Annotated in this window: 9 protein-coding genes; all 9 read left to right on the top strand. The window is 42.5% G+C overall.

The window, feature by feature from the left end; translation table 11 throughout:
• The coding region (locus tag VK097_RS14330) for a TasA family protein (RefSeq protein WP_324212481.1) at positions 1–292 on the top strand (292 nt) is incomplete at its 5' end.
• An 87-nt stretch (positions 293–379) separates the two neighbouring features.
• Complete coding sequence (locus VK097_RS14325) at positions 380–4,114, top strand: glycoside hydrolase family 84 protein (RefSeq protein WP_324212480.1); 3,735 nt, start codon at positions 380–382, stop codon at positions 4,112–4,114.
• Positions 4,115–4,264: 150 nt separating this feature from the next.
• The gene (locus VK097_RS14320) at positions 4,265–6,976 is read left to right on the top strand and encodes a family 20 glycosylhydrolase (RefSeq protein ID WP_324212482.1); all 2,712 of its coding nucleotides are present in this window, start codon (positions 4,265–4,267) and stop codon (positions 6,974–6,976) included.
• 196 nt (positions 6,977–7,172) lie between these two features.
• On the top strand, positions 7,173–8,069 hold the full coding sequence (tapA, locus tag VK097_RS14315; protein WP_324212479.1) for an amyloid fiber anchoring/assembly protein TapA: 897 nt from the start codon (positions 7,173–7,175) through the stop codon (positions 8,067–8,069).
• Positions 8,026–8,601: a signal peptidase I SipW gene (gene sipW / locus VK097_RS14310; RefSeq protein WP_324212478.1), complete on the top strand. Its 576-nt coding sequence runs from the start codon at positions 8,026–8,028 to the stop codon at positions 8,599–8,601. The genes tapA and sipW overlap by 44 nt, the downstream gene beginning before the upstream one ends.
• A 150-nt stretch (positions 8,602–8,751) precedes the next feature.
• The gene (locus VK097_RS14305; RefSeq protein WP_324212477.1) at positions 8,752–9,738 is read left to right on the top strand and encodes a sugar-binding protein; all 987 of its coding nucleotides are present in this window, start codon (positions 8,752–8,754) and stop codon (positions 9,736–9,738) included.
• Positions 9,735–11,162: a sensor histidine kinase gene (locus VK097_RS14300; protein ID WP_324212476.1), complete on the top strand. Its 1,428-nt coding sequence runs from the start codon at positions 9,735–9,737 to the stop codon at positions 11,160–11,162. Before VK097_RS14305 ends, VK097_RS14300 begins: the two co-directional genes overlap by 4 nt.
• Complete coding sequence (locus tag VK097_RS14295; RefSeq protein ID WP_324212475.1) at positions 11,162–12,583, top strand: response regulator; 1,422 nt, start codon at positions 11,162–11,164, stop codon at positions 12,581–12,583. Before VK097_RS14300 ends, VK097_RS14295 begins: the two co-directional genes overlap by 1 nt.
• A gap of 101 nt (positions 12,584–12,684) precedes the next feature.
• A complete protein-coding gene (locus VK097_RS14290; RefSeq protein ID WP_324212474.1) occupies positions 12,685–13,977 on the top strand; it encodes an ABC transporter substrate-binding protein in 1,293 nt (430 codons plus the stop codon).
• Positions 13,978–13,987 lie beyond the last annotated feature (10 nt).

Below are 13,987 nucleotides of genomic sequence, written 5' to 3'. Positions count from 1 at the left end.
TGACTTTGGCGAACATATCCAGGTGCAATTTCTGTACAACGCAGACAAGATGGACGAGGTGGTGTTTGAAACAACACTTGCTGACCTGAAAGACATGTCACCGGAAGCAGTTAATGAAAGCATTTTCTATCCGGAATTTGGCGAACAGGGGCTTGAAGCAGGTTCACGAGATGACTTGGTCGTGAAGTTTAAATTCATCGACAATGGTGAAGATCAAAACCAGTTCCAGGGGGATTCACTTAAGCTTAACTGGACATTCAATGCAGAACAAGGTGAAGGCGAAGAAAAATAGACGAATGGATTTAGAGAGAGCCTGTCGTGCTCTCTCTAAATTCTCTAATAGCTGTAAGATGTATTTCAAACAGGGAGGGTGGACAAGTTGAAAAAATGGCAAGTTGGATTATTCATGTTAGTGCTGATTGCTTCGCCGTTTTTTAGTACATCTGTCAGTGCGGCTGAGGGCAACGCAAAATCGCCATACGAAATATACCCGCTGCCGCAAAACGAAAAGGACTTAGGAACGGATTTTACCATTACAGACGAAGTGAACCTTGTGGTGGAAGATGAAATTGATCAGCCGACAAAGGATTTATTGCGGGAGATTCTTGCCTCGAAATCGATTACGATTGTAACATCAGATCAAGTCGTTTCCGGCAAGACGAATATTTTACTCGGAACAAGAGGGTCAAACGGCTATGTCGATACTTACTTTAATGAAAATATCGACTATAATGAGGCAATTTTTGATGAAATCGACCCGTATGTTCTGAGCATTGATAAAAAACTGGAAGAGAACGGAACAATTGCCATCCTCAGCAAAGATACCGATTCAGCCTATTACGGACTGGAAACGTTGAAAATGATAGTCAATCAGGTTTCCGGCAAACAAATTCATTCCATGCAGTATGAGGATTACGCTGATACTAAGTGGCGTGGTTTTATTGAAGGCTTCTACGGCTTCCCGTGGTCGCATGAATCACGCAAAAGTTTAATGGAATATGGCGGCAAGATTAAGATGAACGCTTATATCTACGGTCCTAAAGATGAAAAATATCATAATAGCCAGTGGCGCAAACTTTATCCGGAAGATGAACTGGCAAAAATTGAGGAACTTGCCCAAACTGGACATGAAACGAAAACGGAATTTATTTGGGCGATTCATCCTGGTTTTAACATGATCGACTGGGACAACTATGATGAGGAAATCGATACGTTGCTTGCTAAATTGGATCAAGTGTATGGTGCAGGCGTGCGGCAATTTGCCTTGTTTATGGATGACATCAGCACTGCGCAAGCACTGGAGAACAAAGAAAAACACGTTAAATTAATAACCGATATTGCAAATTGGGTGGAGGAAAAAGGTGACATCAAGCCATTGGTGTATACACCGCCATTTTACAACCAGGCATGGACTGGTGAGCAAGGAAAGCCTTACCTGGAAGCATTGCGTAATGTCCCGGAAAATGTTGAGTTTATGTGGACCGGAAATGGTGTTGTGGGCACGGTTAATGAAGAAGATATGCAATGGGTGAAAGATATTACCGGACGCGATCCGTTTGTCTGGCTGAACTGGCCTGTCAATGATTATGTCAATTCCAGGCTGATGCTTGGCAAAGGCGAGGTATTAAAGCCAGGAACACATAACATTGCAGGGGTTGTTTCCAATCCGATGCGCTGGGCAGAACTATCGAAAATTGCGTTGTTTGCCGTTGCGGATTATACGTGGAATGTTGACGATTTTGATGACAAACAAAGCTGGCTTGATTCGTTTAAATACGTCGCGCCAAATGCCGCATCGGAACTGAAAACAATTGCCCATCATTTAAGCGATCCGTCACCGAGCACACATGGACTTGAAGTCGGTGAATCAGAAAACATTAAAGAAGAATTAAATGTATTCTTGGATAAGTTCGCTAATGACGAACCGGTTGATAAGGCCGGTCAGCAGCTTATCAGTGAATTTGACCAAATATTGGATGCCATCAGCAATTTCCGCGAAAAAAGCACGAACGAAAAAATGGTTAAAGAAATCGATCCATGGCTCAACAGTCTAAATCATGTTGTCAAAGCAGATAAAAAAGCCGTGAAATCTGTGCTGGCACTCAAGCAGGATGATAAACATGCCGCATGGGAAGCACTTGGGAAAGCATCCGATTTCATGGAAGAATCAAAAACCTTTACGATTGAAAAGCTCAATTCCCCAGATGTGACAGTGGAAGCAGGTGCCAAGCGATTAGTTCCGTTTGCCAACGAGTTGATCAACAAACTTGATGCAAAAATCTATACATCTATCGATCCGAATGCAACAGCAAACGTCCCGATGACATCTTATGATTATTCGGACTTAAGCAATATGGTTGACGACGATCCGGAAACATTGGTGTATATTAAAAAACTTCAGGAAAACGGCGACTGGTATGGTGTGGATTTAGGCAAAACCGTTCCCGTCACAGATGTGCATATTCTTCAGGGAAGAAACAATAATGATCATGACATTTTCCAGCGGGGTGTTCTGGAATACTCGAAAGATGGTGAGAACTGGACGGCAATTGGTGAGGAGCGCTCCGGTTATAAAGTGGACGCGGAGAATCTCGATGTACAAGCACGCTATGTGCGTTACCGGCTGACACACGCCGGAGTACCAGGCGGTAAGCCGGATCTATGGACAGCTATCAGGGAATTCACTATAAACGCGGATAAGAAGAAGGCAAACGCTTATACAAATGTCGATGCTTTAAAAGAAACAGAAATAAAAGGCACAAAAACAATGAAGACATTAGAAGATCTCGGCGGTATCACGCTGAAGCCATCAAAGTATATCGGAATCGCACTGCCGGCAATTGAAAAAATCAGCTCTGTTCAGTTAGACCGCAGTTCAGCTGATGCAACACTTCAAGTTTCAGAGAATGGTGTGGAGTGGCAAGATATCTCGTCTGAGGCACCGTATCCAAATGCCGCATACGTACGGCTGGTAAATAAGACAGATGAGGAAATAACGTTTGATTTAAACAAGCTCGAAGTGGAGTTGAACAAGTTTATTGAACCATCTGTAACGGATAACTATGACAGTGTTTACGAGGGGAAAGCTCAGAATCTATTTGATGGTAATCTGAACACGAAAACATGGTTTGGCAGTATGCAAAACAAAGGAAAATACGTGCAGGTTGATATGGGCGGCCTGGTCAATGTCAATGATGTCGCTGTTGCGATTGATGATGGCGAAGGGGATTACTTCCGCCAGGGTGACTTACAAATTTCCAAAGATGGTGACAACTGGACAACAGTCCATACGTTTAATAATCCGGGTGACCGCAGTCTGAATTTCCCGGATCACGAGGTGCCATATCGCTATAAACGCGTAGAAGTCGGCGGCGAACAGGCGCGCTATATCCGTCTTATCTCCACTGAAAATCATAATGTGTGGCTGGCTCTGAACGAAATTATCGTCAACGAAGGCATTGAAAAGCCCGGCCCGGAAAATCTTGCGGTTAATGCTGATCCCAAGGGAGCAAGTGAAAATGAAGCAATTTCAACAATAGACGGCAAGTTAGCGACATTCTATACACCTGAGGGAGATTCGCAGGCTGGTCAGCTAAATTATAAGCTGTCACAGGAAACAGAACTCAGCAAGGTTATGATCCTGCAAAGCCCGCAAGCTATATCTGATGCGGACGTTTCGATACGGGATACGGACGGCTGGCACGACGTCGGCAGTTTGTCGGAATCGCTGACCGAACTGGATGCATCCGACTATGACCACGTCCTTGAAATAAAAGTGGTATGGGACGGCGATGTAAAGCCGCAAATCCACGAAATCATTCCAGTAGCTAAAACGGAACAACCAGCACCTGAAACCGTTGGGGATATAAAAGAAATGGTTAAAGAGTTTGCCGATGACGGAGAAATAACCAGTGACAGCACAGTTCGCAAGTTACAGATGCATCTGACAGCAGTCGAGCGCTATGAAGCACAAGAGAATGCAGACAAAGTTGTGAAGCATATGAAGAACTTTGAACAGTTGACTGCCCATTATCAGAAACAAGGCAACGTATCTGATACGGCATATGAGGCGCTGAGTGAAGCGGTTGATGCGTTGATCGATAAGTGGCAATGAACTCAGTGATTACTTCCGGTAATTAAAATTAGAGCGCGGTAGGTAAAGTCGGCAAAAAAATCAAGGCTCCCCTTCTTCGGACGGGGGGTCACCACTTAAATAGATGAGGTGATAGCATTGAGAAAATGCATTGCATTTCTACTTTGCAGTATGTTAATAGCCGTTTTCTCATCTCAGACAGTACACGCTGAAACCAAAAATCCTAAACCTAAGGTAATTCCAAGTTTACAGGAATGGAGTGGCTCAACGGGATTTTTTACGTTAAATGAAAATTCAAGAATTGTGGTTGATTCAACATATTCGAAGAAATTATCAAATACGGCTGATGTTTTTCAACAGGATTTAAAAGAAGTTATGGGTCGTAATCTTCCAATCGAAACAACGAAACAGCCAGATGAAGGCGACTTCTTTCTGACAATGCAAGAAGAGAAGGATTCATCAATCGGGGATGAGGGTTATCATTTTACCGTTGATGATGCGGTAACGATACGGGCTAACACGGACACAGGCGTATTCTATGGCACAAGGACGGCCTTGCAAATTCTTGTACAGAATGAAGATGAAAGGCGTATTGCTAAAGGTACTGCCAAAGACTATCCGAAATACGGAGAGCGTGGATTTATGCTGGATGTCGGGCGAAAGTTTTTCCCGATGGACTTTCTGGAAGACTATTCTAAAGTCATGGCATGGTTTAAAATGAATGACTTTCAGCTTCATTTAAATGACAATGCGATTTTTAAAGATAATGACCGCGAGCATTGGGACAGTTATTCTGCTTTTCGGATGGAAAGCGACAAGTATCCCGAACTTACGGCAGATGACGGACATTACAGCAAAGCGGAATTTAAAGGATTGCAAAGACTTGCAGAGGCTAATGGTTTAACAATAACTCCGGAATTTGATACGCCAAGTCATTCGCTGGCTTTTACAAAGCTAAGGCCAGACCTTGTACATCCGGATCTGCCGGTCGATCACCTTGATATTACACGCGATGAGACGGTCGACTTTGTTAAGTCCGTTTGGGATGAATATTATGATGTTTTCAGTGCGGATGCGGTACATATCGGGGCGGATGAATTTTACCGTAATGACAAAGAAATGAGCAATGTTTACCGTAACTATATCAATACACTCAGTGAGCAAGCTAAAAAGCATGGCAAGACTGCCCGCGCATGGGGAGGTCTCTCATACTACAAAGGTGATGTGACGGTCGATAAAGATGTTACGTTTAACATTTGGAATGTCGGCTGGTATAACCCGAAACAGGCGGTGGAAAGCGGCTATGATATTATCAATTCGGATGATGGCTTGCTTTACATTGTCCCGAAAGCTGACTACTATCACGACTATCTGGACACCGACTGGCTGTATAACAACTGGGAGCCGACAGTATTCAGTGGTGATATTACGCTCGATGAGGACAACGAACATCTGTTGGGCGGCATGTTTGCCCTGTGGAATGACAAACTGGGAAAGAAAGTAAGTATCCCTGATGTGCATGACCGGATTAAAAAAGCCATGCCGACACTGGCTGAAAAAATGTGGCGCGGCAGCTCGGATGATGCAACGTTTGCTGAATTTCAAAAGCTGACAGACGAAATCGGCCTTGCGCCGGGGACTAACCTTGAGCACAACGTCAAAAGCGAGACCGATACAGTGCTCCATTATACGTTCGACGATGGTACGCCGGCAGATACGTCAGGAAATAATTATGACGGCACATTGCATGGTGCAGCGATCACAGAGGATGGGAAAGATGGGAGCGGACTTGTCTTTACAGATAACAATGATCATGTTGCGACACCCATCGATAAGAAAGGCTTGCCATGGACTGTATCCACATGGGTCAAGCTGGACAAAAACCAGCGGAACGAAGCAGTACTGCTTGAGTCCGGCTACGGCAGTTTGAAATTAAAACAACAAGGTACAGATAATGCAGGCTTCAGCCGGGAAGGGTATGATTTCAGTTTTGACGCAGCCATCCCGACCGGCCGATGGGTTCATGTTACATTCCGTGGTGATTTGAACGGCACATCGTTGTTTGTGGACGGTGAACTGCGGGATGTGCTGCCGAATAGTATGTTACTGCCAATGAAAACGATTGGAAGCAAAACTAACGCGTTAAAAGGAACATTGGACGACTTGCAGATTTTCGACAGGAAGCTGTCTTCAGCCGAAATTGCTAAGTTTGCAGACGCGCCGGCATGGACGATTAATATGGCAGCAGGTAAGCCGGCAACAGCTTCATCGAATGAGACGGCCGAATTGACACCGGATCTTGCTGTGGATGAAAACGATGAGACACGCTGGGCATCAGGTTATACCGACAACGAATGGATTTACGTGGATCTATTAAAACAACAGCCTATCAGTAAAGTCGTTTTAAAATGGGAAGATGCGTATGGCAAAGGATATAAAATTCAGGTTTCCAATGACGGCGAGAACTGGAAGGATGTGTATACTACAACAACTGGGGATGGGAATAACGATGTGATTCATTTTCCTGTTGAAAATGCACGCTATGTGCGCATGCAAGGCACTGATCGTGCAATTAACTGGGGATATTCACTATATGAATTTGAAGTCTATCAACCGGTTACGGCATCAGGCATGATCAAGCGGATTGAACAACTGCAGCGGCGTGATGGAATCATCAGTGATCAAGCAGCAAGGCGGTTAACGATGCATATGACCGCGGTCAGCCGTTATGCTGATCAGAATCTTTCCGAAAAAGTCCTGAAGCATATGGGCGGATTTCAGCAGTTAATCGAAAAGCAGCATGAACAAGGCAATCTGACCGATAAGTCATACAAAACACTGAAAACTGACGCTGACAGATTGCTGACGAAGTGGAAAGAATAGATGGTGATAAATTAACGCTCAGATTTGGAGGGTTATAGATGACAGATATCGTGATCAAGCCTGCTTAGCCCTCCAGCCAACTTTTTCATGTAAAACGAACAATTTATCGTAATTTTTTGATAGAATGGCAAAAGATATTTATAGTAGAAGTGAGGGTTTCCAAGGTGATGAGTTAACAGTGAAAGGAGGTAAGGTATTGTCACAAAAACAGCAGAAACTTCTCATAGCCAGTAAATTACTGGTAAGCGGCTGCCTGCTTTTGTTTGCAGCAGGATACATAACCTCCAGTACTGGTGCCTATTTCATGGACGTAGAAAAACAAACAAACGTGATTCAAGCTGGCACCTGGTGGGATGGCAGTGACTTGGGATTTACCGGAAGACCTTCCAAATCACAAGGTGATCAATGCCCGGTGGGTGAGATATCGGTAAAGCTGAAAAATAATGGACAAGCCATGACCGGGCCGACCGCATATAAAGTTTACTACAAAAAAGCAGGCGATCCGAAAGAAGGCAAAGCTGTAAAAGAAGGAGAACTCAAGCCTTTGCAAGAAGGTGAAGCAATTACGTTAAACTATCAAAATGCTGACAATGGTGTGTACAGATTCAAAATGTTACAGCGACCGGAATATAATGAAGAAGCTGAGCGTACGGACGTGTGGAGCAAAAAGATTACCGTGAACTGTGAAGAGCAAACAAGTGATACGAAAGCAAATGAAGCAGAAAAAAAGGAAAATAGCAAAAAGCAAAGCGATTCTGTTTCAAAAGATGACGGGCAAGAGAATTCTGAGAATGATAAAAATTCAGCTGAGAAAAACGAAAGTGATGCTGCTGACAGCACACAATCAGCTAATGATAAAGAAACGAATGCCGATTCGGCCGAAAATAAATCAGACGTGGATCATGAAGCAGATGCAACTGACAATCAAAACAAAACGTCCAAACGGGGTGAACAGGTAAAACAGGGAGAGAAGAAAAAAGAAGAAGCTAAACCGCTCAGCAAAGAAAAAAATGCAGGCTCTAAAAATACTGGAGAGGAGATAAAAAAAGATGAGCCAGTCAAAAAAGAAGACAGCACTGAAATGGGCCAATAACATAACAACTGGTATCCTTTTTGCAGTATTGGCCGCGATGATGCTTGTTGTCATTTCAACGAAGGCATCGGGCGGGGAGCCGGAACTATTCGGTTATCAGCTGAGAACCGTTCTTTCAGGGTCAATGGAACCGAGTATACAAACAGGTTCTTTAATTGCCATTGAAACTATTCATGATAAGTCAAAATTAGAAAAAGGGGACGTTATTACCTTTCGAAAAAATGAAGACATGCTTGTTACGCACCGTATTATTGATGTTAACAAGGATCCAAGTGGTGTAAGCTACCAGACAAAAGGTGATAACAATGATGGGCCTGATCCTGAACCGGTCATGGCACAAAATGTTGTCGGCAAGTATAGCGGATTCACTCTCCCGTATGTTGGCTATTTTATTAGCTTTTCCCAGTCTAAAAATGGTGCCTTATTATTGTTGATACCAGGTATAATACTTTTTGGCTATTCGATGATTACCATATGGAAAGCATTATCACAGATCGAGGCTAAAGAATCGAATAATAGAGAAACGGAATAGGGACAACGGGACAGCTCTTTGTCCCTTTTTGATTGTCCGGGGAATAATCCCAGCTAAGGAAGGAAGAATTTAGTAGTATTATCATAAAATGATTGGGTGATGAATGACAGTAATTCTGTCCTTTCGTCCAAATATCCGGGGTGAGTTGCTGTGAGTCATTCCAGATTACTGCTTTATACAGTGAGTGGGGTTGTCTTCTGTATTAGTTTCATAGGTATGGTTATTTATGGGTATAAGACATTTTTTATTCAAACAGAGAAAGTTGCATCTGCTGATTATTCGTATCACTTTGCGCTGATTGCTGAGGAGTCGGATAACGAATATTGGAGACTGATTGAAGAAGGAGCAAAAGAAACCGCATCAAAGCATGATATTTATTTGGAATATCTTGCTCCAAAAAAGGCAAATAATGATAAACTGCTCAAACTATTCGATCGGATGATTTCCTCCAAAGTTGATGGAATTATCGTCCAGGGCATTCAAGGTGAGCGTTTTGTGGAGTTAGTACATAAAGCGGTTGAACGAGAGATTCCGATTATTACCGTGGATACGGATGTTCCAAATAGTGAGCGAAAAGCTTATGTTGGGACAAACAATTTTCGGGCTGGGAAATTGGCCGGAAAAACACTTATCGAAAGTACCACCGGCGAGCAGTATGTGGGCATTGTCACAGGGAGATTTAATGCAATCAACCAGAAACAACGGCTGCAGGGCTTTAAGGATGCTATCAAAGACACCTCCCGCATCCATGTTGTTGATGTAGAAGAATCCAATATTACGTCAATCGGTGCTGCTCAGGCAGCCTACTCGCTATTGAAACAATACCCCTCTATCAACACGTTTCTCGGAACCAGTGCACTTGATGGAATCGGTATTGTTGATGGGGTTCAGCAAATTGCAGCCAATGAAGAATTTACTATCATCGGATTTGACTTGCTTCCGGAAACACTAAAGCTGATAAAGGAAGGAGAAATCAATGCCACCATCGCACAATACCCGAAGAAGATGGGGAAAGAATCGGTCAATGTGTTAATCGAATTGCAGGAACATGACATATTGGACAATAAAAAATATATCGATACGGAAGTGATCAAGAAAGGTGATTTATCTTCCCTTCAAGATGGTGAGCTGCAATGAAGACGATTCGTGGTAAGCTGGTTGTTTATTTCTTTGCGATTATCCTTTTATTTCAGGTAACAGCTATTTCCATCTTTGTCAGTTCCAACGAGCTGACAGATACATATAATGATAGTTTTCAGCGTTTTCTATTGCTGAATAAAATTTCCCGGCATGCTTCTGAATTATATTCAACAACGAAATCATTTGTTAACGAACCGAATTCCGAAAACTCTGATGACTATTTTGAAATAAAAGCCGATTTGGAAGATAACCTGAGCCAATTATCGGAAACATTCTATTATATTGAGACCATCGAAATGAAGAATTATATAAACTTGATCGAGACATTTATCTATGAAACGGATCTTACGGTAGGTTCTGTTCTAAGAGATGACACGGAGCAGTATATGAACCACCTGGAGGAGGCTGGAAATGCATCAGACTATATTTCCGAATCGACATTGGAAATTATTGAGTTGGAATTAACAGCTTATCAATCATTTTATGAAGATTTGCAGCAGCGTGATCATAACTTTATGTTATTTATTATTTTTCTGTTTTTGACGACGATTATTTTGGCCATATTTTTTGCCTTATGGTTTTCCAGAGGGATTACCCGTCCACTGGGAAAGTTATCTGCTGCAGCTGAGGAAGTTGCCAGTGGGGGACTGGAGGGTGAGCCGGTTCATATTCGAACAAATGATGAATTACGGTTGCTAGGTGATACATTTAATCAAATGCGCACCAATATTCATGACCTATTTCAAGAAGTCCAGGATCAGTCTGAACTTGACCGGTTAGTCAAGGAAATGGAACTGAAGCATCTGCAGAATCAGGTGAATCCGCATTTTTTATTTAACACATTGAATACGATTTCTAAAATGGCCTATATGGAGGATGCCAAATCAACGTCCGGCTTAATCGATTCTGCAGCTGCATTGCTCCGGCACAGCCTTGGTGATATTGATCATCGTGTAGCATTAAAGGATGAAGTGCAGGTTGTTCAGGATTATTTTCACATACAAAAAGTACGATTTTCTGAACGGGTGACCTTTCAATTGAATATAGATGAAAACTGTCTCGATATTGAAGTTCCCCAATTGACGTTACAGCCATTGGTTGAGAATGCCTTCATCCATGGAATCGAAGGAAAAGAAGAGGGCGGAATAATTTCTCTTGTTATTTATCAGAAGCTTGGGAAAGTGATTGTGGAAATCCGCGATGATGGCATCGGCATAAGCCAGGAAACCGTCAATCAAATCATTTCCCGGACAAAGCAGCAGCAAGAGCATGTCGGCCATTCGACCGGGATTGGCTTAACAAACGTCATAAGACGGCTGGAGCTGTTTTTCCGGGAGGACCATATGGTTGAAATAGAGTCCGAGCTAGGCAAAGGAACGGTGATCAGGCTAATACTGCCGTATGATAAGGAGGGGCTGTGATGAGGATTCTAATTGCCGAAGATGAAATGTTGGAGCGAAAGGCAATGCGTAAATTTCTTACAGAGAATTTTTCAGATATAGATGCAATCAATGAGGCTGCGAACGGACGAGAAGCAATTGAAAAGGTAAAGCAGTTCACCCCTGATATTATCTTTATGGATATCAAAATGCCCGGCATTAACGGACTTGAAGCTATTGACGAAATTCAGCAAATAAGCCCCCTAAGTAAATATATTTTAGTATCAGCATATGATTCGTTTGATTTTGCAAAGCAGGCTATGTATTACGGTGTGAAGGAATATATTTTAAAACCCGGTAAGAAAGAAGAAATCGTTTCCTCGATTTTGCGGGTGAAAAAAGAAATTGAGCATGAACTGAAGCAGCAAGAAGAAAAACGTGACTTAATTGAAGAGCGGTTGATTGCAAAATTGATGCATCATCCGTTGGACAAAGAGGCGTACACGATACTGAAGAACTATTTTTCTTCATTTAAAAGTGGTTTTTTTCTCGTCATCCAAATGGCCAATATTCCCGAAAAAAATGTGATTCAGATGAAGCTTGCCAATCATTTGGAACATCGATTTATTGTGGATGCCGTGGATGGACGGATCGCCTGTTGCACACTGGCTGAGTCACAGTTAAGCAAGTCTGACATATTAATGCAAGCCCGTAAAATACAAATGGAATTCGGTGAGGACTGTTATGTCGGATTAGGGCATGTCTATTCAACCTTGGACAGTTTTCCAAAATCGTATCATGATGCGCTTACTGCAGCATATCAGCTGGAAAAAATGAGTAACAGAAAATATGGATTCAGCGAGAAAAGCGATCTTAAGCATGATAACTCAGATATTGTTGTCCAGTTGCTGACAGAGGTTGACAAAGGTAATGAACATGAGGCCGTACAGCTTTATAAGGATAATCAGAACCATTTATCAGCAGATGAACATGAGGACTTTTATTTTAACATAAAGCGTTTAATGGAGGAGCAGAATCTCGCGTTGCCCGGAAACTCCATTTCCGAACTGGACGGTTATGAAGAATGGGAACATTTTATAATGATTTGCTGTTTGACATTACAGGAGCATTATCGTTCCAGACAGTTTATGCGGAAAGTGACAACATATATTGATGAGTATTATAAGCAGGGCATCACGCTGGAGGAGATAGCTGAGTATGTGGATTTAAGTCCCAATTACTTTTCAAATGTATTTAAAAGTGTGTTTGGGATAACGTTTACCGAACACATAGCCAGACGAAGACTGAATGAAGCGAAACGTCTGATTGTGGAAAATGAGCATTCATTGAAAGAAATTAGTTATATGGTTGGGTATCATGACCCGAATTACTTCAGCAGGGTGTTTAAAAAACACAATCAAATGTCCCCAAAAAAATTCCAGCAGCAAATCTTTAAAAAGTGAAGGCAATCATAAAAAAATGCAGTAAATAACGTCCAATGACTATTCAGAATATTTTATAATAATATTTGAAAACGTTACCAAAACAAAGGGGGAAGACTTTAATGAAGAAATTATACGGTATTTTCTTAATGCTGATGCTGGCCCTCGTACTTGCTGCGTGCAGCGGCGGTTCTGATGATGCAGAAGGAAGTTCGGAGTCAGGGTCAGAGGGCGGTGAAAATGCCGGCACCGTTGAAATTTTCAGCTGGTGGACCGGTGCCGGTGAAGAGGACGGGTTACTTGCGTTAATTGACTTATTTGAGAAAAAGAACCCGGATATCACAATTGAAAACGCAGCCGTAGCCGGCGGTGCTGGCACGAATGCGAAAGCAGTACTTGCTACACGCATGGAAGGCAACGATCCGCCATCAACATTTCAAGTCCACGGCGGCGATGAATTGAATGAAGGCTGGGTGGCAGCTGATAAAATGGAGCCTCTCAACGACCTTTATGAAGAGAATGGATGGAAGAAAAAATTCCCGGAAGAATTGATCGATTTGGTAAGTAAAGACGGTAATATTTATTCAGTACCCGTTAATATCCACCGTGGAAATGTCATTTTCTACAATAAAAAAGTATTTGAAGAAAATGGTATTGACGAACCGGAGACATTTGAGGAATTTTTTGCAGCATCCGAAAAGCTCCAGGAAGCTGGTGTGACACCGATGGCCTTGGGTGATAAAAATTCATGGCCCGCCACGCAAATCTTTGAGAACGTTCTGTTAGGCGTGCTTGGTCCGGATGACTACAAAAAACTATTTGAAGGTGAGATTCCGTTCGATGATGAACGTGTCGTTGAAGCGGCTGAAACATTTGGAAAAATCCTTGATAACATTAATGAAGATCATGCAGCTCGAAATTGGCAGGACTCTGCACAGCTTGTAGCAAATGGAGAAGCAGCTATGCTTAATATGGGTGACTGGGCAAAAGGTTATTTTGTCAATGATCTGGACATGAAAACAGGTGAAGACTTTGGTTTCTTTGAATTTCCGGGTACAAAAGGTGAATTCCAGGTAATTACTGATACATTTGGACTGCCTAAAGGTATTGAAAACCCGGATGAGGTTAAGAAATTCCTGACTTTTCTGGGATCTACCGAAGCACAGGATGTGTTCAACCCATTAAAAGGTTCAATCCCTGCTCGTACAGATGCTGATGAATCAAAATATGATGCATATGGGAAAGAAGCTATGAAAGACTTTGGTGAATCACGCCTGGTCCCTAGTCTTGCACACGGATCTGCAGCTTCGGCCGGATTTTTAACCAAAGCAAATCAGGCAGTCAACATTTTTGTTACGCAGCGTGATGTTGATAATTTTATCCAAGCGCTGAAAGATGCATCATCTGACATGTAATGGTTTGAAA

The sequence above is a fragment of the Lentibacillus sp. genome (assembly GCF_035301675.1).
In the GTDB taxonomy this organism is placed as follows: Bacteria; Bacillota; Bacilli; order Bacillales; family Amphibacillaceae; genus Lentibacillus.
Note: the sequence above shows the minus strand (reverse complement) of the source record. Positions and strands in the feature narration are given on the sequence as shown.

Excerpts from the sequence above, each read along its gene's own strand:
- VK097_RS14320 (WP_324212482.1), top strand. The coding sequence starts at position 4,265 with ATGTTAATAGCCGTTTTCTCATCTCAGACAGTACACGCTGAAACCAAA.
- VK097_RS14300 (WP_324212476.1), top strand. The coding sequence starts at position 9,735 with ATGAAGACGATTCGTGGTAAGCTGGTTGTTTATTTCTTTGCGATTATC.
- VK097_RS14295 (WP_324212475.1), top strand. The coding sequence starts at position 11,162 with ATGAGGATTCTAATTGCCGAAGATGAAATGTTGGAGCGAAAGGCAATG.
- sipW (WP_324212478.1), top strand. The coding sequence starts at position 8,026 with ATGAGCCAGTCAAAAAAGAAGACAGCACTGAAATGGGCCAATAACATA.
- VK097_RS14290 (WP_324212474.1), top strand. The coding sequence starts at position 12,685 with ATGAAGAAATTATACGGTATTTTCTTAATGCTGATGCTGGCCCTCGTA.